The organism is Bacteroidales bacterium, assembly GCA_023228145.1.
Taxonomy (GTDB): domain Bacteria; phylum Bacteroidota; class Bacteroidia; order Bacteroidales; family CAIWKO01; genus CAIWKO01.
In genome coordinates this window covers 108455-128399 of sequence record JALOBU010000006.1, presented here as the reverse complement: position 1 = coordinate 128399, position 19945 = coordinate 108455, and the positions used below count along the sequence as shown (strand labels likewise).

The window sequence follows — 19945 nt, the reverse complement described above, 5'->3', positions numbered from 1 at the left end:
TTACTGGTCAAATAGGGGTAATTTTAGTATTTGACAATTTAGCATTTTAGTAGTTTTCCTTTTTATTTTTGAGATATTGAATATAACCATTAAGTATTTTGATGCAATTATAAATTTCATTTTTTAAATCTTTCAATATTTCTTTATCAATGTATGCTTCATCAAAGGCACATGTAATATGGTCAATGGTTTCGTACAGAGAACCTCGTGCCTGCCTGCAATATTGAATGCTTTCCTGAAAATGAAATCTACCATAACCTTCTGCTAAATTTGCTGTGCAAGACCTTGATGCTCTCAATAACTGGTCAGTTAATTTGTACTTCTCTTCTATTGGGAATGATTTTGTTAGAATAGAAATCTTCTTTCTTAGCTCTCTCGTACGCTTCCAAACCTCCAAATCTTCTATACTACTCATAAGCAATTGGCTTAAACTATTTGACTATTTGACTATTTGACCAGTAACTATTTGACTATTTAACTACACATAAAAATAAGAAGCTAAACAATCACTTCAACCTATCCTTAAACGGCTCAAAAGTCATAAAATCGGCATGGTGCACTACAAAGGCCTCGGTGGTTCTTTTCACCATATCGCCTTCGCCGGCGTGAGTAGCAATAATGTGACAAACATCGGCCGGAACGCCGCACTGCTCTGCTAATGATACTCCGCTAAAAGGATGACGAAGGTATTTTCCGTATTTTCCCTGAACAGATTTTCCATCTTTCATCTCATATTCCAGAAGCTTACCCACGTCAGCTAAAATCGCACCGGCAATCAGCACGTCCATGTTAACGGGCAAATCCGTTTTAAAAAATTTATTCATCTGCTCCCCGCAATCTTTTGTAATATGCACAACGGCTCTTTTATGATCCATAAAAGATACTTTTAAATATGGCCCTGCAAGTAATGTAAACGGGATTGTTTTCAAATCTTCAGGAGTCAGAACGCTTTTTTGCAATGCCAAAGCCCAAGTGTTAGTAGTTTTTTCACGGAGGTCGGCATTTTGAATCCATTCCAACTCCGGCCAAAGTTGTTTTGCTTTTTCAATAAATTCAGGTTTTATCATAACTTTAGTTTTTGGTTATTACAACTTTTTTAATAAAAAGGCTGCTCCATCACGAACAGCCTTTGTTTGTTTTAAAAGGAATGATTAAAGTTTTGCAATAATTGCGTCTGCCATTTGCTTTGTAGAAGCAGCGCCCTGATTGACTACATTCTGGGTGCCTTTCATCTTCAGCATGTCGTAAGCACGAACTTTACCTTCTGCAACAACATCTTCAGTAGCTTTGCGGATACGGTTTGCGATTTCATTTTCATTCAAATGCTCAAGCATCATAACCGCAGAAAGTACCATAGCTACAGGGTTCACAATTGAAGGATTGAAATCAGCATATTTAGGAGCAGAGCCATGAGTGGGTTCAAAAACGGCAACGCCGCTATCGGGGTTGAACTGAGCAGAAGTAGCGAAACCCAAACCGCCAATCAGCCCGGCAAATGCGTCGGAAACAATATCTCCAAACATATTTTCGGAAACAATTACATGATAATTTTCGGGGTTTTTGGTCATCCACATCATCATGGCATCAATATTCACATCTTCAACACGGATTCCGGGATATTCATTCTTGCTCATATCCTGGGCTATCTTCAGCATCATGCCCGATGTTTCGCGTATCACATTCGGTTTTTCACAAAGGGTTATCTTGTCAAAACCTCTCTTTTTTGCATACTCAAAAGCAGCTTTAATGATTCTGGTACAGAATTTTTTTGTTGTAATACGTGTTGAGACAGCCAGTTCTTCTCTCGGGCACCATTCAAAGTTTGGCTTAAAACGAGGGTGTGACATCAGTGCATTATACACATTGTCAGGAGGATTTGTCCACTCAACGCCTCCATAAAGGCCTTCCGTGTTCTGGCGGAATATCATACAATCCACCACCGGTTCCTCAACACCGCCATCTGCGGTTCGGCGTACATAATTCAAGGGGTTACCCACCAGTGTCTGGCAAGGGCGCATGCAAATATCCAAGCCGAATTTCTGTCGCATGGTAACTATCGGGCTGTAATACACATACCCTTTGTCTTTCAGTTCCAGAGACAATTCTGCCATAGCCTTATCTTTTGGTTTTGATGTAATTGCACCGAATAAACCTATTTTATGTTCTTCAATAAGTTTAAGTGTTCTGTCGGGTAAAGGATTCCCTTCCTTACACCAGAATTCCCAGCCGATATCGCCTTTAACATAGTTTGCCTCAAAACCTGCTGCGTTTAATACACGGATGCACTCTTCAAGTACAACATTTCCAATGCCATCGCCCGGCATTGCTACAATAGTTCTTTTTGCCATAAATATTTGTTTTATGTGTGTTTATGTTCAAATTTTTTAACAAAATTATTATAAAAAACATATCCCCCAAATAATACAAAAAATAATTTTCGTTATTATAATCATGGTTATTTTGTGAGGAATTTATAAACTTTGTGATATTTATTACTTTTATAAAAAAATTTATTTATTCAAATTCGACACTTATGAAATTTAAATTTTCAATATTTTTATTATCAATAATATTTGTTGCATGTACTCAGAAACCAAACAATAAAGGCGAATACGTGATAAAGCCAAATGAGCAATCAAAAGAAATACGCATAAAATACAAGGAAAACGGAAGCATTAATTACATTCAGCAATATTCCGAAGACAAACCCGATGGATTATTTTTAAATTTTCACAATAATCAGAACCCTGATAATTTGACATTTATAAAGAATGAAAAAAATACAGGCACTGGTCTTGTATTTCACAATAACGGTTTGCTGAATAATGTAGGGCAATATATTGATGGGGAGAAAACCGGTTGGTTTTATGTATTCGATAAAAACAGCGTGCTCACAGGAAAAAGAGAATATATTATCATCGATGGAAAAAGCTATATGAACCAATGGATACAATATGACCATAACGGAGAACCCGACAAATATAGCAGCAGTTATATCAGCTTAAAACCCATAAAAGACACCATAAATAAAGGGGAAAAATATCAGCTTAAAATAAGCCTTGAAGCATCTTATTTCAAACAATACATGATACTTATTGTCGGGCCTTTTGACGAAAACTTCAAATTACCTGAAAATAAAAAATGTGACACCATTAAAAGTTCAAATTATATTGCAAATTATTCCACGGATAAATACAAGAACGGAGAGAATATCATACGCGGAATAGTGCAGGAATTAAAACGTAACGACACCGGGACAGGCTACTCTGTCCGTAACATATATTTTATAAAAAAGTTTTATGTTTTTTAACCCTACTTTACTAAGTTGTTTATTATGGCAAGTCAGATAGTCTTTATCATCATACTGTTCATAACTTTATGCGTATTTTTTTATACCATAAACAGAATATCCAAATTTTTCACCTTCACGAGGCCATTCCCTGTAAAAGATTTTGGCAGGCGCTTTAAAGTTCTTTTTGATGTTGCTTTTTTCCAAAGTAAAATTTTCAGACGCCCTGTGATAGGATTTCTACATGCTCTTGTTTTCTGGGGTTTTTGCGTGATACTTATTGGAAGTATCGAGATGGTCATTGACGGCGTTTTCAGAACAGAAAGAGTGCTTTCATTTTTAGGTGCTTTATACAATTTCATCACGGCAAGCGGAGATATTTTTGCCTTGCTTATTATAATTTCCATATTGATTTTTCTTGTCAGAAGACTGATGCTTAAAGTGAAGCGTTTTGAAGGACTGGAAATGAAGCCAAAAAACCATCAGGATGCAGCTTTGGCGTTATCTCTGATTTTACTCCTGATGATTTCTCTGCTGGGAATGAATACCTTTTATATGACTTCCTGTGACCTATTAAATGATGAAATTCAAGGCTATTTCCCGGTAAGTTCAGTAATTGCGGGGTGGATAGGAACCGGAGAAGAAGATTATGATTTATACCGGTTTTTCTGGTGGGTACACATTTTACTGATTTTTTTATTTGCAAATATTCTACCTTATTCCAAACATTTCCACATTTTCATGTCCCTGTTCAATGTTTTTTTCAGCAGGCTTGAGCCCTTGGGAAAACTTTCCAATATGGAAAATGTAACACATGAAGTGAAGATGATGCTTGACCCTTCATTGGCTTATACATCAAGTTCTTCAGAGCAAGGACAAGTAATGGAGCGCCTGGGAATAAAAGATGTAGAAGACGGAACATGGAAAAACTATCTTGATTCATTGACTTGCACTCAATGCGGACGCTGCACCTCTGTATGCCCCGCTAATATTACCGGCAAAAAATTATCCCCTCGAAAAATAATCATGGATTTTCGTGCCCGCATGAAAGAAAAAGGCCCTAAAATGATTAAAAGTGGTAAAAGCTTTGATGACGGCAAATCTCTATTAAATGATTTCATCAGTACAGAAGAACTCTGGGCATGTACCACATGTAATGCTTGTGCCCGGGAATGCCCTCTTAACATCAACCAGCCGGAGCTGATTTTAGGTATGCGCCGTTATCTCGTTATGGAAGAAGGCAATGTGCCAGCACAATTAAAATCAATGTTTGCCAACATTGAGAACAATGGAGCCCCCTGGCAGTTTTCTCCGGAGGACAGGCTGCTGTGGACAGGAGAACTTGCTTTAAACAAAACTAATTAATTACGGGAATCATGGAAGAAAAAATAAAAATTGAAGTCCCTGTAATGGCTGATTTACAAGCCAAAGGTGAAAAGCCTGAGTTTTTGTACTGGGTAGGTTGCGCCGGTGCCTTTGACGACAGGTATAAAAAAGTTTCCAGGGCATTCATAAAAATCCTTACTCATCTTAAGGTTAGCTATGGGGTTCTGGGAATAGAAGAAACCTGCACAGGTGATCCGGCAAGGCGTGCAGGGAATGAGATGCTTTTTCAGATGCAGGCTATGACAAATATTGATACATTTAAAAAGTATGAGATAAATAAAATCATTACCACTTGCCCGCATTGTTTTAATACTTTAAAAAACGAATACCCTGAACTGGGGGGAAATTATGAAGTAATACATTACACACAACTATTACAACAATTTATCAAAACAGGGAAGCTAAAGATTGACAACCAAAGCTTTTCAGAAAAAATAATTACCTTTCACGACCCGTGTTATCTCGGACGCGGGAATAATGATTATGAAAGCCCCCGTGAGGTTTTAAAAGCCGTCCCGGCCCATAAAAAAGAAATGAAGCGAAACAAAAGTTTTGCCTTATGTTGCGGTGCAGGAGGAGCCCAAATGTTTAAAGAAGCCGAAAAAGGCAAAAAAGAAGTATTTATTGAACGCACGGAAGAAGCACTGGAAACCGGTGCTGAGATCATTGCCACGGCCTGCCCTTTCTGCATGGTAATGCTTACCGATGGATTAAAGTATAAAAATAAAGAAGAAGCAGTAAAAAATCTGGATATCGCAGAACTAATCGCAGAAGCATTAGGATTGTAATATTGAAGGGCTGAAGCCCTATCTGATTGATTTTGATTATTTAATAGCCCCGACATTAATGTCAGGGCTATTGGTAAAATAACCAATATTTCAAGGGCTTCAGCCCTTCAATCATTTTAAAAACTCATCCCCCATCAAATAACCGTGTGCTGTTGCATAAATGATGGAACGTGTGTAGCCCGAGCAATCGCCAATAAATTTTAAGTTTTTGAAATATTCGTTGTTCAGTTTGTTGGAATAAAATTTAATTTCAGGTGCATACACAAGGTTGTCGTCATTAGCAACACCTGGAACTACCTTATCTAATTGCTCTACAAAATCAATAATGCTCTCAATGATCCGGCGCGGAAAGGCCAGGTTGATATCACCAAGGATATAACTTTCTTCGGGCAATGTTGGCAATACTCTGTACAGTTTTTTTGTGCGCTTGGAATTTTTCAGGTCTTTATAAGTTTGCAAAATAACTTTATCTTTCCCCGCCAGCAGATTTGTCAATTTAGCTATATGAGAACCATATCCGATTGGGTCGTTAAAGGGTACAGTGAGTTCAACGGTTGTCAATACAGCGAAATTAGTATTCGTGCTTTTCTGGTTCATTTTGGCATGACCGTTCACTGTAACAAAGTCATCATACTTTTCATTTACAACATAACCTGACGGATTGTTGCAAAATGTACGAACCATATATCCTGTTTTGCTCCTGTACTTCACTTTAAATTCATACATTTCCTTATTTAATTCACTTACAATATGGTCAGGCATTTCAAAGCGAACACCTAAATCAAGTACTGTATTTTCTAAAACCAGCTCCGGATAATTTTGAATAACAGCTTTGATAAGTTTATGCCCGCTTCTGCCTGCAGATACAACAGCAGCATCAAACTCTTCTTTTTGATTAATTAGAATTTTATTGTTTTTTACCTCTATATCTGTAACTAATGCATTAAAATGAAAATGGAGGTTTTTGAAAGTTCTGAAATATTCATAAACATTATCAAGCACCCCCTTCAACTGGTCAGTGCCCACATGATAAAATTCTGCAGAAACCGGCATAAACCCGAAGCGATAAAACTCTTCATAATATTTGGAGTTGTGAAAAGATTTACCGGTTTCGCATTGCTTTTCCGAGGTTTTATCAAGGTAAAAATTTACAAGTTGCTGTTGAATTTTTCTATCAATAAAAATATCCCCACCCATTTCAGATGACACAAAAAGCTTCCCGTCTGCACGTATACCAGAGATGCTGGAAGAATGTATATCTTTTGATTTTTCAAATACGTGAAACTCGTGTGGAGAACTTTTTATTTTTCCGATGAATCCGATGGAGGCTGCTCCGAATCCTATTATTGCTATTTTCATTTTATTGTTTTTTATCAGGGCTAAAGCCCGATTCTTAGAGTTCTTAGGGTTTAATTCTTCATAATGAGAGTGTCTCAAAAATTTAAATTATCGGACTTTACCTTTGTGATTGCCTTAGTGTGTACCTGCCCGTCCGGTCAGGCGGGCTTCGTGTCTCTTTGTGGTTCAACTACTTATATTTACCACAAAGTTCTCAAAGGATGCACAAAGGCGCACAAAGTGCTTTTGAGACAGCCTCTTTTTCTAATTATTTCTTTAATTTTCTTTTATCCAGTTTTTGAAGTTTTCTGTTATTATTTCATTTACTGCTTCGGGTGTTTTATCGGAAGTATCTATAACAAGGTCATAATTATTCAGATTGGAGTAATCAATACCATAATACGCTTTGAATCGTTCCAGTTCGCTGCTGCGGCGTGCTGATATTTTGTTTTTTGTTTCTTCAATATCCAGATAATTTTCGCTGGTGCGCGTATCGTAAAAAATCCGCCGGGCCGCTTCATTAATATTTACTGTAAGATAAACCTTAAATGATTTTGGCGCAAAATGCCATGCCAGGCGAGAATCAAAAATCAATGATTCATTAGCGTCCTGAAGCTTCTCGATAGTAGAGTCTATTTCATCGTCAATTTCGGGATGGGTTTTAGTATATTCATTTAATTCAAGGGTTGTCATATTGTATTTTGCAGCAATATCACGCTGAATCAAACCGGTGGAAACAATACGAAACCCGAGTTTTTCTGAAAGCAGCCGGCTGACATGGCTTTTACCACTTCCCAGGTCGCCAGTGACGGATATTTTGGGATAATTTTTCATCAACAATTTCTCGTATTTAAAACCAAAGATAAGATTTTTTTTGCTATCGTCATAAGTGTTGGGGTGAGTCTAATGTGGCCGGAACAAAAAACAAATGACAGCAAGACTTAGCATTACAGTCACTCCGGCACTAAACAATTTGAATTTAAAATTTATTTTTACATTTGCAGCACAAATTATAAATTAAATGTAATGGAAAGAGATTCTAAAATTTTCGACCTTATTCAGAAGGAATATGAACGTCAGTTACACGGAATTGAATTAATTGCTTCCGAAAACTTTGTCAGCCAGCAGGTGCTCGAAGCCATGGGCTCTGTTTTAACAAATAAATATGCCGAAGGTTATCCCGGAAAACGCTATTATGGCGGTTGTCAAATCGTTGACCAGACAGAGCAAATTGCCATTGACCGCTTAAAAGAGCTATTCGGCGCTGCCTATGCTAATGTCCAGCCGCACTCCGGGGCACAGGCCAATATGGCTGTTTTGCTCACCTGCCTTAAACCAGGAGACACATTCATGGGGCTTAACCTTTCGCACGGCGGACACCTTTCTCATGGCTCGCCCGTAAACTCTTCCGGAATCCTATATAAGGTGGTTGATTATGGCGTGGAAGAAGAAACCGGAACCGTAAATTATGATAAGATGGAAGAAGTGGCGTTGCGCGAACGCCCGAAACTCATCATTGCCGGAGCATCAGCCTATTCACGCGACTGGGATTTCAAACGTATGCGCGAAATAGCTGATAAGATTAATGCCATTCTGATGGCCGATATTGCTCATCCAGCAGGACTCATTGCCAAAGGACTTCTGAATAACCCACTACCCCACTGTCACGTTGTTACCTCAACCACTCACAAAACCTTACGCGGACCGAGAGGCGGCATAATTATGATGGGAAAAGATTTTGAAAACCCATGGGGCCTCACAACTCCCAAAGGCGAAATAAAAATGATGTCCGCATTACTTGATTCTGCAGTATTTCCGGGTGTTCAGGGCGGGCCGCTGGAACATGTCATCGCCTCCAAAGCCGTGGCTTTTGGAGAAGCCCTGACCGATTCCTATAAAAATTATGTGGTTCAGGTGCAGAAAAATGCTACCGTTATGTCGAAATGTTTTACGGATAAAGGCTATAAAGTAATTTCAGGAGGCACCGACAACCACCTGATGCTGATAGACCTTCGCACCAAATTTCCGGAAATAACAGGAAAAGTTGTTGAAAACACACTGGTTAAGGCACATATTACTGTTAACAAAAATATGGTTCCTTTCGACAGCCGATCACCCTTTCAGACATCAGGATTGCGAGTTGGCACACCTGCCATAACTACACGTGGCATGAAAGAAGAACACATGCCAATGATTGTTGAATTGCTGGACGAGGTAATTTCAAATATTGCCAACGAAGCAGTCATTGCCGGTGTTGGAGAACGCGTGAAAAAATTCATGAACGATTTTCCATTATTCGCTTATTAAAATATTTTTATAAACATTTCGTTAAAAAGGCACAGGAGTTTTCTTGTGCCTTTTCATTTTTAGCTATTACATGAAAACCATTTACCTTATCAGGCATGCCGAAGCTGAAGCATATTCAAAAGCCGGTGACATTAAACGGCATTTAACTACTCACGGATTAGAAAGCATTGAAAAAACATATAAGCGTCTTGAAAACTTTAAACCTGAATTTGAGTTGATATTAGCCAGCCATGCTTGTCGTGCCAGTGAAACAGCATTACAAATTTCCAGCTTAAGCAATTTTTGCACAAAAAAAATAATAAATGATGCCAGAATTTATAATGCAGGGATTGAAGACTTGCTTGATATTCTTTGTGAGTTGAATGATGATGTTGCAAAAATTGTAATGGTTGGTCACAATCCCGGCCTAACAGATTTCGTAAATTTATTCATTACACCAAAAATTGTATTGCCGCCATTCGGAATTATTTGCTTAGATTTTGAAACTGATATATGGGCAAAAATTCATAAATCACCTTGCCAAAAAAGGTTTTTCATATATCCTTCAAAAGAATAATTTTTATGTTTTGAACTCACATTTGGCAGATAAAAAAAAATATGTAGTTTTGTTAAAAAAACCGATTTAAATAAAATTAGAAGTATATGCAAAAATTAATGTTATTGGGAGATGAAGCTATAGCTCAGGGGGCTATTGATGCGGGTATGTCGGGTATTTATGCGTATCCGGGAACTCCCTCCACTGAAATCACTGAGTATATTGAACATTCAAAAGAAGCTAAAGAGCTTCACATAAAAGCATGCTGGGCAGTTAACGAAAAAACCGCAGTGGAAAGCGCCATCGGTATGGCTTATGCAGGAAAACGCTCTATGGCTTGCATGAAACATGTCGGGTTAAATGTTGCCGCCGATGCTTTTGTCAATTCGGCAATCACAGGAACCAACGGAGGTTTAATCATTGTTGCTGCCGATGACCCTTCGATGCACTCTTCGCAAAACGAACAGGATTCCAGGTTTTATGGCAAATTTTCATTATTGCCTATTCTCGAACCCGGAAATCAGCAGGAAGCATATGATATGGTGCATTATGGTTTTGAATTATCTGAAAGATACCACCTGCCTGTACTGCTTCGCATCACCACAAGACTCGCACATTCACGTTCCGGTGTGGTCCGCAAAGCATCAAAACAGCAAAACACCCTGAAATTGCCGGAAGATATGAGGCAATATGTTTTGTTACCTGCTATTGCCCGCAAGCGTTATAAAATGTTACTAAATGCGCAGAACCAACTTATTGAGGAAGGCGAAAAATCGCCATTTAATTTTTACATTGATGGAAAAGACAAATCTTTGGGGATTATCACTTTCGGCATTGCATTCAATTATCTGATGGAAAACTATCCGGAACGCATTATTCCATATCCTGTTTTGCGTTTAGCCCAGTATCCAGCTCCACGAAAAATGATTGAAAAAATCACAAAAGAATGTGATGAAATACTTGTTTTGGAAGAAGGAGCTCCGATGATGGAAGAATTGCTCAGAGGATACTTAGACAATTCCTTAAAGATAAAAGGCCGCATGGACGGCACAGTTCCCCGCGATGGTGAACTTAATCCAAATCTTGTAGCTGTAGCTCTTGGCATGAAAGAAACAGAACCTGCCCAAATTCCCGCTGTTGTTGCAGGACGCCCGCCATCACTTTGTAACGGCTGCCCGCACATTGACACTTATCTTGGTTTGAATGAAGCTATTGCAAAATACGGTAAAGGCCGCGTTTTTTCGGATATCGGTTGTTATACTCTGGGAGCTTTGCCACCTTTTGATGCTATTAACTCCTGCGTGGATATGGGCGCTTCCATCACTATGGCTAAAGGCGCAGCCGATGCCGGCTTAGTGCCTTCCGTGGCAGTTATCGGCGATTCCACATTCACTCACTCAGGGATAACCGGACTTCTGGATGCTGTAAATAACAACTCTCCTATTACTGTAGTCATCCTCGACAATAGCATAACAGCTATGACCGGCGGGCAAAAATCCGCGGCTACAGGCAAAGTGGCTGATATATGTAAAGGAGTTGGCGTTGACCCTGAACATGTTCACATTATTAAACCCTTACGGAAAAATCATGAAGAAAACGTAAAGATTTTTGAAAAGGAACTGGCATATGAAGGCATTTCGGTAATCATTCCCTCCCGTGAATGTATTGTTTCGTTGAACAAACGCATGCGCGATAAATTCAAAGAAAAAAAAGAAGAGAAAGTTTAATGAATTTGAAGATAACCACATAGACACTAAGTGCACTCAGAAGCACTAAGAAAAGATGATGATTACTCAAAAATATATAAACGATCTGGCATATAAAATAGTTGGTTGTGCTATCGAAGTGCATAAATTTATTGGTCCGGGATTACTTGAATCAGTATATCAGAAATGCATGATAGATGAATTGGAAAGTGCCGGATTAGATGTACAATCCCAGATTTGGGCCCCGGTCTTATATAAAGAAAAGAACCTTGGCGGTATTCTTAAACTTGATTTGCTGGTAAATGACCTGGTGATAGTAGAGTTAAAAGCCGTTGAAGTTATGATACCTTTATATAAAGCTCAGTTACTGTCTTATTTAAAGTTAACGGGAAAACCGAAAGGTTTATTAATCAATTTTAATTGTGAAAACATTTCGAATCAACTCGTTCCATTAGTTACAGATGAATTTGCAAAACTTGAATTAAATTGAAATAAATTAATAAACGCTTAGTGTAACTTAGTGCACTAAGTGCCTCAGTGGTAAATAAATAAAAACAAACATACAAATGAAGAAAGATATTATTTTAGCAGGAGTCGGCGGGCAGGGAATATTATCCATTGCTGCCGTTATCGGATATGCAGCCATTGATATGGGATTATTCATCAAGCAGGCCGAAGTGCACGGCATGAGTCAGCGTGGCGGTGACGTATCATCAAATTTACGTATTTCCGACAGGGAAATATACTCAGACCTGATACCCGGAGGTAAAGCAGACCTTATTATTTCTGTGGAGCCCATGGAGTCGCTTCGCTATGTACCCATGCTTTCACCCGATGGATGGCTTATCACCAACAGCGAACCCTTCATCAATATTCCCAATTATCCTGAATTACAGAAAATTCACGATGAAATCATCGCATTCCCCCGCCATATTTTAATTGAAGCCGATAAAATGGCAAAAGAAATCAATGCGGCAAAATCAGCCAATATGATTATTCTTGGAGCTTCATCACCCTTCCTGGGTATTGAATTTGATAAGTTTGAAAAAGCCGTTGCTGCTATTTTCCGCAAAAAAGGCGATGAAGTGATTCAGACAAACCTGAATGCATTAAAAATAGGTAGAGAATTTGCTATGGCAAATATGCAGTAAGTATTAATTTACTTTATAAAAGTTCCTTTTTCAAATTCATCAAACGCTAAATTAAGTTCTTCCTTAGTATTCATAACAATAGGGCCTCCCCAGGCAATGGGCTCTTTAATAGGGTTTCCACTAATCATCAAAAATCTTAACGCTGATTTATTTGTGAATATTTCAACAGTATCTCCTTCTTCAAATAATACGAGGTTTCTGTTTGATGCTAATGAGTTTTGGTTTTCTTGCCCATCGTTTCCATTATTAGAAAAATATCCTTCTCCATCAATCACATAACAGAAGACATTGTGATTTTTTTCTGTGGTAACAAGGTATTGTTTGTGTTCAGGTATTGAGATGTCAAGAAATACCGGCTCGGTAATAATGTCTGTAACAGCACCTTTTATTCCCTGATATTCGCCTCCAATAATTTTTATCTTAACTCCGTTCTCATTTTTTATTTCCGGAATCTCAGCACTATTGATCTCACGATATCTTGGTGGCATCATTTTATGTGAAGCAGGAAGATTTGCCCAAAGTTGAAACCCATATAAAATGCCATCTTCCAGCACTTGTGGCATCTCCTGGTGAATAATTCCGCTGCCGGCCGTCATCCACTGAACTTCGCCATCACCAATAACTCCTTTGTTTCCCAGGCTATCTCCATGCTCAACTTTCCCCCTCAGAATATAAGTAATGGTTTCTATTCCACGATGAGGATGCCAAGGAAAGCCTCTACGATAATCTTCCGGATTATCCGAGCGAAAATCATCCAGTAAGAGAAAAGGGTCAAAATCGGGAATATCATTGTGCCCAAAAACCCTGTTCAGCCTCACTCCTGCACCTTCCATTACCGGCATGCTCTTTTTAATAAACTTGATTTTTCTTATCATAATAAAAACTATTCAATATAAGTTTCCAGAATTTTACAAAACTTATCAGGATTTAGTTCTATTTCAATCATCTCCGCAGGAATTAGTAGTGTTTCTCCAGGGTTTAATTTTTCCTGGCCCTCATTATATTGTATTTTACATGAGCCACCTATGCACATCAAAACTACTAAAGTATCTTTGTCAGAATAGTTTAATATAAGCTGCTTATCGGTGTCTATCAAATTGACAGTAAAATATTCTGATTGTTGCAACAGCACAGGCCTGTTTTTTGCAATCACCGGATGAGTTTTGCATTGCTTATCCGATTTAAAATCTATAGCATCCAGCGCCAGTTCCGTATGAAGTTCACGTTTTAATCCGGCATGGTCGAAGCGGTCCCAGTCGTAAATTCTATAAGTAATATCCGACGACTGCTGTATTTCTGCCAGTAGAATACCCGGCCCTATGGCATGCACCATTCCTGATGGCATATAGAAAACATCACCTTTTACAACCGGTTCAAAATTTAAAATATCTTTCAACTTATTTTCGGAAAGATTTTTGAGAAACTTATTCTTATCAATGGTATTTTTAAAACCGCAAATCAATGAGGCCTCATCATCGGCATCAATAATGTACCACATTTCGGTTTTGCCTAAAGACTGATGCCTGCTCAGTGCCAGTTCATCATTGGGGTGCACCTGAACAGAAAGAAAATCTTCTGAATTAATAAATTTAAACAACAGTGGAAATTCATTCCCGAATTTTTCGTAAACCCTTTCCCCTACTAAATCGCCCATATATACTTCCAGCAACTCGGGCAAAGTATTCCCTTTCAAAAAACCATTTGCAACAATGCTTTCAGAACCTTCAACACCCGAAATTGCCCATAGTTCACCGCAATTCGTGAGCGTAGCAAAATCCTGGTTTAAAACTGTTGCAATCTTTTTTCCGCCCCAGATCTTTTCTTTAAAAATCGGCTTGAATTTTAATGGATAAAGCGTTCTCATTGATATGCTTTAGAGAACAAATATACGTGAAAATAAAATGCTGCTGATAAATTGAACTATTGAAATTATTCGATAACCAGTTTTTTCACTATTGTGTTTTCGCCAAAACTAACAGCTATAAAATAAGTTCCTGCAGAAAAAACTGAATGCTCGGCTGTAATTAGCTGAGAATTATTGCCTGCCTTGAACTGTTTTACACATTTTCCATCCGCATCGAAAACACTCAATGTCAGGTCTTTATGTTCAGGGTTATTAATCTCAACATTCACTTCTGCATTTGAAGGGTTGGGGTAGATATTGACTTCGGCTTTCTGCTTTACGTTCGTTTGGTCAACACCATAACCACTTGGTGTGAATTCCCAAAAATCTGCCATGTATGTTGAGGAACCATAAGCCCCAAGACCAGTATATCCTTTCCCATTGATTGCAAAGCCGGATGCAGCCAGCCTTGCTGCACCTGAAAAAGCAGGCATACCTATCCAGGAATCAGTTTGTGGATTATATTCCCAAAATTCATTTGTTTCTAAACCAAGGTCTAGCTTTTTTCCACAAACCACATATCCTTTTCCGTTCATCGTAAAGTTACTAACCCAACTCATGGCATAAGAAGTAAAATCATTTTTCTGAGTCCAAATATCCTGATCTGCGTCATATTGCCAAACATCATCGAGTTGGGTTAAACCCGTGGAATATCCCATGCCAATAAATGCACATTTATCAATGCTGAACTGAAAACCACTTTTAAAAGGAGTACCCGGAAAATTCGATTTCTGTGTCCACGAATCAGTAGCCGGATTATATTCCCATACATCGATAAAAGGATCGTCCAAATTACCATAACCTAGCCCTAAATAGCCTTTACCATTGTGTGCAAATGCAAAACCGCCATGTCGAGGAGTCCCGGGGAAATTATTGAGTTGAGACCAGGAATTGTTTGTAGGAGTATATTTCCAGACATCCTGATAACATGCATATCCAACCCCTGGAGTATAATAGGCACCGCTTACGATAAAAGCAATATCATTAATTACAAAAACATGAGCGTAAATGCGTTCACCACCGGGAAATGTTGACTTTACAGTCCAGGTATTTGAAGCAGGGTAGTACTCAACAAGGTCGGCGGTATTATTATCAATAATGTAAGAGCCCCCAAATACGTAATATCCTTTATCTCCAATTGCAAATCCTGAAGAATGGTAACGCGCAAACAAAGGATAATCTGCTTTCTGAGTCCAACTGCCCTGAGCAAAAACCGCAAGGCATAATAAATTCAAAAATAATGATATAAAAATTGATTTTATTTCCATTGTTAATTGTTTTAAACAAATTTACATAAAATATCTTTTTCAAATTTTGTATAATAAAAAATTAAACTATTACTCCTCCTGCAATTAATAATTACTAATTTTGTATTCAAAATTAAAAATTAGTTAAATGTACAAGGTATGAATAATGATAAACGCAATGAAAGGCTCTTTGAAGAGTTTCCACCGATCAGCACCGAAATGTGGGAGGAGAAAATAAAACAAGACCTGAAAGGCGCCGATTACGAAAAAAAACTCATCTGGAATACTTACGAAGGAATAAAAATAAAACCGTATTATCGTGCCGAAAACATACGGCAGTTTGATTATCAAAACGCGCTGCCCGGGACCTATCCTTTTATACGCGGATATAAAGGCACCACAAACACATGGCGTATCCGCGAAGAAATCATCGTGAATGATGTCGCCAAAGCAAATGCGGAAGCGTTGAATGCAATTGCAAAAGGCGCTACGGCCGTGAGTTTCAAGGTAAAAGAACTCGCCTTTGAAGAAGAAATGGCACAGTTGTTAAAAGGAATTAATATGGAAGAAATAGCGGTTCATTTCTTTTCTTCGCATTCGTATTCCATTTTAGCCGATCTGCTTATCGAACATGTAAAAAAATCAGGTTTCGATGCCCATAAATTAAGAGGGTCGTTTAACTTTGATTCTGTTTCATATTATTTGCTGCACGGCGAATATTACAACAGCAGGGAAGATAATTTCAACGAAGCCGCGGCACTCATCAAGTATATGAAAACGCATCTTCCGCTATTCAAAGTTTTAAATATAAACGGCATCCATTTTTTTAATGCCGGCGCTACCGCTGTTCAGGAACTGGCATACGTGCTGGCTTCTGCCAACGAATATATGGCCCAGATGTCGGACCGCGGGCTGGACATGGATGACGTTTGCGGAGATATTCAGCTTACATTCGGTATCGGCTCGAACTATTTTATGGAAATCGCCAAACTGCGCGCCGCACGGATGTTATGGACACGCATAGCCGAACAATACAAACCGCATAACCCCGAATCGTTGAAAGTAGCCATACACGCTACCACCGGTACATGGAACAAATCGGTTTACGATCCTTATGTGAACCTGCTGCGCCTCACCACCGAATGCATGTCGGCCGCAATCGGCGGAGCCAATGCCATTACCGTACTTCCTTTTAACAACACATACAAAGAAACCGATGAATTCAGCGCCCGTATCGCCCGCAACATTCAGATTATATTAAAAGAAGAAGCCTATCTGGATAAAGTTATCGACCCGGCTGCCGGTTCATACTATATCGAATCGCTTACAGATGAAATCGCGCAGATTTCATGGAATAAATTCAGGGAAATAGAAGAATCCGGCGGAATGATTACCGTAATGGAAAACGGCAGTGTTAAAAAAGATATAGAAAAGGTTGCTGCCCAGCGTAACATGGATATCGCCATGCGTAAAACCCCGATACTTGGAACCAATATTTTCCCCAACCTCAAAGAAACCATACTGGACGAATACCAATGCCCGAAGAACTGCAATGACGAAGCCTATCTGAAGTTGTACCGCGGCGCGGAACTTTTTGAAGAACTCCGGTTCGCTACCGAAAAGTTTGTAAAAAACGGCAACACACGCCCGAAAGTATTTTTGGCAACTTACGGCAATCTTGCCATGCGTAAAGCCAGGGCTACGTTTACCACTAATTTCTTCGGGTGCTCGGGTTATGAAATTACCGATGAATTTGTGGTGAAAGATACCAGCAGTACCATGGATGAGATACTATTATCTGGCGCTAACTTGGTGGTTATTTGCAGCTCCGATGAAGAGTATGCACAACAGGCAGGCGAACTGGCAAAGGCTGTAAAAGAAAAAGACCCGAAGATAACGGTGATCGTAGCCGGATTCCCGAAAGAACTGGTAGATCAACTAAAAAACGACGGTGTTGACGATTTTATTCACATGCGTGTTAACGCAGTCGAAACACTTGCCAGATACAATAAGTTACTTGGTATAAATTGAAATTTTTATTGACAATAGGGATTAGTCAGGAGCCAAGAGCCAATTGCCACTTGTCAAGATTAAAAAAATAAAAACTCAAAAAGCTGAACTAAATAAAACTCAATAGTATGAGACCAGACTTTAAGAACATAGATTACAAACCGGAGCCCAAAGCCACATCAGAAGGAGAAGTTGCCGTACAAGCGATCGAGAATATGCTCACCCCCGAACTGATCCCATTAAAACCTTTTTATACAGCCGATGATCAGTGCGGAATGGAACACCTGAATTATGCTGCCGGCCTCCCTCCTTTTCTCAGGGGGCCTTATTCTACGATGTTTGTTATGCAGCCATGGACTATCCGTCAGTATGCGGGTTTTTCCACAGCCGAAGAATCCAATGCATTTTACCGCCGTAACCTGGCTGCCGGACAAAAAGGGTTATCAGTGGCTTTCGACCTTGCTACACACCGTGGTTACGATTCCGATCATGATCGCGTGGTGGGTGATGTCGGGAAAGCAGGCGTAGCAATAGATTCGATACTTGACATGAAGATCCTGTTCGACAATATTCCCCTGGATAAAATGTCTGTTTCCATGACCATGAACGGAGCGGTATTGCCGATACTTGCATTTTACATAGTTGCTGCCGAAGAACAGGGTGTAACGATGGAAAAACTTACCGGAACTATACAAAATGATATTCTGAAAGAGTTCATGGTTCGAAATACATACATCTACCCTCCTCTTCCATCCATGAAGATCATCGCCGATATTTTTGAGTTTACCTCGAAGAACATGCCGAAGTTCAACTCGATCAGCATCAGCGGTTACCATATGCAGGAAGCCGGGGCAACCGCTGATATCGAGCTGGCATACACACTTGCCGACGGACTTGAATATCTGAGAGCCGGGGTCAATGCCGGAATGGATATCGATTCCTTTGCTCCTCGTTTGTCGTTTTTCTGGGGTATTGGCATGAATCATTTCATGGAAATTGCCAAATTAAGGGCTGCGCGTATGTTATGGGCTAAGCTGGTAAAGACGTTCGACCCGAAAAACCCGAAATCTCTGGCGTTACGCACACATAGCCAGACATCGGGCTGGAGTCTGACCGAACAGGATCCGTTCAATAATGTTGCCCGTACATGCGTGGAAGCTTTAGCCGCAGCACTCGGGCATACCCAATCATTGCACACCAACGCGCTTGACGAAGCCATTGCGCTCCCAACAGATTTTTCTGCTCGAATTGCCCGTAACACACAAATTTACCTTCAGGAAGAAACCAATATTTGCAAAGTAGTTGACCCCTGGGCGGGTTCGTATTATGTGGAATATCTGACCCACGAGCTGGCACATAAGGCATGGGCTCATATTCAGGAAGTGGAAGAACTGGGCGGAATGGCAAAAGCTATTGAAACAGGGCTGCCCAAAATGCGTATTGAAGAAGCAGCTGCGCGCAAGCAGGCACGTATCGATTCTGGAAAAGACACGATTGTTGGTATAAATAAATACCGTCTTGAAAAAGAAGCGCCGATAGAAACGCTGGAAGTTGACAACACGGCTGTTCGTGAATCGCAGCTCAAAAGGCTGGCACAACTCAAGGCTGAAAGAAATAATGAAGAAGTATTGCAAGCATTAGAAAAAATAACAAAAGCATGCGAAACCGGAAGCGGAAACCTTCTGGAACTTGCCGTAGATGCAGCACGGAAACGTGCATCTTTAGGCGAGATATCTTTTGCATGCGAAAAAATATTCGGGAGGTACAAAGCCGTGATACGTTCAATTTCAGGAGTTTATTCATCCGAATCGAGGGATGATAATAGTTATAAAAAAGCCTGTGAACTGGCCGAGCAGTTTGCAGCTCTGGAAGGCCGCAGGCCGAGAATCATGATTGCCAAAATGGGACAGGACGGCCACGACCGGGGTGCAAAAGTTGTAGCCACAGGTTATGCTGATATCGGCTTTGATGTTGACATCGGGCCATTATTTCAGACTCCTGCAGAAGCCGCCAAACAAGCCGTGGAAAATGATGTGCATATTTTGGGAGTTTCCAGCCTGGCAGCAGGCCACAAAACTCTAGTGCCACAAGTTATTGAAGAACTGAAAAAACTTGGGCGTGAAGACATCATGGTTATTGTGGGCGGGGTTATTCCTCCTCAGGATTATGATTATCTTTATAAAGCCGGCGCTATCGCCATATTTGGTCCGGGAACAAAAATTCCGGAAGCAGCGATCAGGATGCTGGAAATATTGATTGAAGCCAGAAAATAGTTTTTTTGAATT

18 protein-coding genes are annotated in these 19945 nt (G+C 39.6%); 10 read left to right on the top strand and 8 right to left on the bottom strand.

Translation table 11 applies throughout. The annotated features are described in order from the left end of the window. Positions 1-46: 46 nt before the first annotated feature. From M0R16_04800 to M0R16_04790, 3 genes are all read right to left on the bottom strand, one after another. Entirely contained in the window at positions 47-415 is a 369-nt protein-coding gene (locus tag M0R16_04800) for a four helix bundle protein (protein ID MCK9612201.1), read from the bottom strand. A gap of 91 nt (positions 416-506) precedes the next feature. After that, on the bottom strand, positions 507-1067 hold the full coding sequence (locus M0R16_04795; GenBank protein MCK9612200.1) for an HDIG domain-containing protein: 561 nt from the start codon (positions 1065-1067) through the stop codon (positions 507-509). Between the two features lie 84 nt (positions 1068-1151). Continuing rightward, positions 1152-2348, bottom strand: coding sequence for an isocitrate/isopropylmalate family dehydrogenase (locus M0R16_04790; GenBank protein MCK9612199.1), 1197 nt, complete (start codon positions 2346-2348; stop codon positions 1152-1154). 185 nt (positions 2349-2533) lie between these two features. Here M0R16_04790 and M0R16_04785 point away from each other — a divergent pair, with 185 nt between their 5' ends. The 3 genes from M0R16_04785 to M0R16_04775 are packed head-to-tail and all read left to right on the top strand — an operon-like array spanning position 2534 to position 5463. Further along, positions 2534-3310: a hypothetical protein gene (locus M0R16_04785; protein MCK9612198.1), complete on the top strand. Its 777-nt coding sequence runs from the start codon at positions 2534-2536 to the stop codon at positions 3308-3310. A 24-nt stretch (positions 3311-3334) separates the two neighbouring features. Further along, positions 3335-4654, top strand: coding sequence for a 4Fe-4S dicluster domain-containing protein (locus M0R16_04780; GenBank protein MCK9612197.1), 1320 nt, complete (start codon positions 3335-3337; stop codon positions 4652-4654). An 11-nt stretch (positions 4655-4665) separates the two neighbouring features. Next, the gene (locus tag M0R16_04775; GenBank protein MCK9612196.1) at positions 4666-5463 is read left to right on the top strand and encodes a (Fe-S)-binding protein; all 798 of its coding nucleotides are present in this window, start codon (positions 4666-4668) and stop codon (positions 5461-5463) included. Positions 5464-5574: 111 nt separating this feature from the next. On the opposite strand, the gene M0R16_04770 is transcribed toward M0R16_04775, so the two are convergent. Together M0R16_04770 and M0R16_04765 are read right to left on the bottom strand one after the other, a co-directional pair. Continuing rightward, positions 5575-6822 carry a hypothetical protein gene (locus M0R16_04770; protein ID MCK9612195.1) on the bottom strand — a complete coding sequence of 416 codons (1248 nt, stop codon included), beginning with the start codon at positions 6820-6822 and terminating at the stop codon, positions 5575-5577. A 255-nt stretch (positions 6823-7077) separates the two neighbouring features. Next, positions 7078-7635 carry a cytidylate kinase family protein gene (locus tag M0R16_04765; GenBank protein MCK9612194.1) on the bottom strand — a complete coding sequence of 186 codons (558 nt, stop codon included), beginning with the start codon at positions 7633-7635 and terminating at the stop codon, positions 7078-7080. 192 nt (positions 7636-7827) lie between these two features. Here M0R16_04765 and M0R16_04760 point away from each other — a divergent pair, with 192 nt between their 5' ends. The 5 genes from M0R16_04760 (at position 7828) to M0R16_04740 (ending at position 12500) form a co-directional block, all read left to right on the top strand. Next, on the top strand, positions 7828-9108 hold the full coding sequence (locus tag M0R16_04760) for a serine hydroxymethyltransferase (GenBank protein MCK9612193.1): 1281 nt from the start codon (positions 7828-7830) through the stop codon (positions 9106-9108). A 70-nt stretch (positions 9109-9178) separates the two neighbouring features. Further along, positions 9179-9664, top strand: a complete 486-nt coding sequence (locus M0R16_04755; GenBank protein MCK9612192.1) for a histidine phosphatase family protein — start codon at positions 9179-9181, stop codon at positions 9662-9664. An 86-nt stretch (positions 9665-9750) separates the two neighbouring features. Continuing rightward, positions 9751-11370 carry a thiamine pyrophosphate-dependent enzyme gene (locus tag M0R16_04750; protein MCK9612191.1) on the top strand — a complete coding sequence of 540 codons (1620 nt, stop codon included), beginning with the start codon at positions 9751-9753 and terminating at the stop codon, positions 11368-11370. A 55-nt stretch (positions 11371-11425) separates the two neighbouring features. Beyond that, positions 11426-11839 (top strand): GxxExxY protein, encoded by a 414-nt coding sequence (locus M0R16_04745; GenBank protein ID MCK9612190.1) that lies wholly within the window; start codon positions 11426-11428, stop codon positions 11837-11839. Positions 11840-11915: 76 nt separating this feature from the next. Next, a complete protein-coding gene (locus tag M0R16_04740; protein ID MCK9612189.1) occupies positions 11916-12500 on the top strand; it encodes an indolepyruvate oxidoreductase subunit beta in 585 nt (194 codons plus the stop codon). Positions 12501-12508: 8 nt separating this feature from the next. Here the strand turns inward: M0R16_04740 and M0R16_04735 are convergent, their stop codons facing one another. The 3 genes from M0R16_04735 to M0R16_04725 all read right to left on the bottom strand — a co-directional run bounded on the left by M0R16_04735 (position 12509) and on the right by M0R16_04725 (position 15671). Further along, the gene (locus M0R16_04735; GenBank protein MCK9612188.1) at positions 12509-13375 is read right to left on the bottom strand and encodes a pirin family protein; all 867 of its coding nucleotides are present in this window, start codon (positions 13373-13375) and stop codon (positions 12509-12511) included. 8 nt (positions 13376-13383) lie between these two features. After that, positions 13384-14364, bottom strand: a complete 981-nt coding sequence (locus M0R16_04730) for a class I mannose-6-phosphate isomerase (GenBank protein ID MCK9612187.1) — start codon at positions 14362-14364, stop codon at positions 13384-13386. Between the two features lie 65 nt (positions 14365-14429). Then, a complete protein-coding gene (locus tag M0R16_04725) occupies positions 14430-15671 on the bottom strand; it encodes a T9SS type A sorting domain-containing protein (GenBank protein ID MCK9612186.1) in 1242 nt (413 codons plus the stop codon). A gap of 138 nt (positions 15672-15809) precedes the next feature. On the opposite strand from M0R16_04725, the gene M0R16_04720 reads away from it, so the two are divergent. Beyond that, positions 15810-17681, top strand: a complete 1872-nt coding sequence (locus tag M0R16_04720; GenBank protein MCK9612185.1) for an acyl-CoA mutase large subunit family protein — start codon at positions 15810-15812, stop codon at positions 17679-17681. 107 nt (positions 17682-17788) lie between these two features. Further along, entirely contained in the window at positions 17789-19933 is a 2145-nt protein-coding gene (scpA, locus tag M0R16_04715; protein ID MCK9612184.1) for a methylmalonyl-CoA mutase, read from the top strand. Positions 19934-19945 lie beyond the last annotated feature (12 nt).

Excerpts from the sequence above, each read along its gene's own strand:
- M0R16_04800 (MCK9612201.1), bottom strand. The coding sequence starts at position 415 with ATGAGTAGTATAGAAGATTTGGAGGTTTGGAAGCGTACGAGAGAGCTA.
- M0R16_04795 (MCK9612200.1), bottom strand. The coding sequence starts at position 1,067 with ATGATAAAACCTGAATTTATTGAAAAAGCAAAACAACTTTGGCCGGAG.
- M0R16_04790 (MCK9612199.1), bottom strand. The coding sequence starts at position 2,348 with ATGGCAAAAAGAACTATTGTAGCAATGCCGGGCGATGGCATTGGAAAT.
- M0R16_04785 (MCK9612198.1), top strand. The coding sequence starts at position 2,534 with ATGAAATTTAAATTTTCAATATTTTTATTATCAATAATATTTGTTGCA.
- M0R16_04780 (MCK9612197.1), top strand. The coding sequence starts at position 3,335 with ATGGCAAGTCAGATAGTCTTTATCATCATACTGTTCATAACTTTATGC.
- M0R16_04775 (MCK9612196.1), top strand. The coding sequence starts at position 4,666 with ATGGAAGAAAAAATAAAAATTGAAGTCCCTGTAATGGCTGATTTACAA.
- M0R16_04770 (MCK9612195.1), bottom strand. The coding sequence starts at position 6,822 with ATGAAAATAGCAATAATAGGATTCGGAGCAGCCTCCATCGGATTCATC.
- M0R16_04765 (MCK9612194.1), bottom strand. The coding sequence starts at position 7,635 with ATGAAAAATTATCCCAAAATATCCGTCACTGGCGACCTGGGAAGTGGT.
- M0R16_04760 (MCK9612193.1), top strand. The coding sequence starts at position 7,828 with ATGGAAAGAGATTCTAAAATTTTCGACCTTATTCAGAAGGAATATGAA.
- M0R16_04755 (MCK9612192.1), top strand. The coding sequence starts at position 9,179 with ATGAAAACCATTTACCTTATCAGGCATGCCGAAGCTGAAGCATATTCA.
- M0R16_04750 (MCK9612191.1), top strand. The coding sequence starts at position 9,751 with ATGCAAAAATTAATGTTATTGGGAGATGAAGCTATAGCTCAGGGGGCT.
- M0R16_04745 (MCK9612190.1), top strand. The coding sequence starts at position 11,426 with ATGATGATTACTCAAAAATATATAAACGATCTGGCATATAAAATAGTT.
- M0R16_04740 (MCK9612189.1), top strand. The coding sequence starts at position 11,916 with ATGAAGAAAGATATTATTTTAGCAGGAGTCGGCGGGCAGGGAATATTA.
- M0R16_04735 (MCK9612188.1), bottom strand. The coding sequence starts at position 13,375 with ATGATAAGAAAAATCAAGTTTATTAAAAAGAGCATGCCGGTAATGGAA.
- M0R16_04730 (MCK9612187.1), bottom strand. The coding sequence starts at position 14,364 with ATGAGAACGCTTTATCCATTAAAATTCAAGCCGATTTTTAAAGAAAAG.
- M0R16_04725 (MCK9612186.1), bottom strand. The coding sequence starts at position 15,671 with ATGGAAATAAAATCAATTTTTATATCATTATTTTTGAATTTATTATGC.
- M0R16_04720 (MCK9612185.1), top strand. The coding sequence starts at position 15,810 with ATGAATAATGATAAACGCAATGAAAGGCTCTTTGAAGAGTTTCCACCG.
- scpA (MCK9612184.1), top strand. The coding sequence starts at position 17,789 with ATGAGACCAGACTTTAAGAACATAGATTACAAACCGGAGCCCAAAGCC.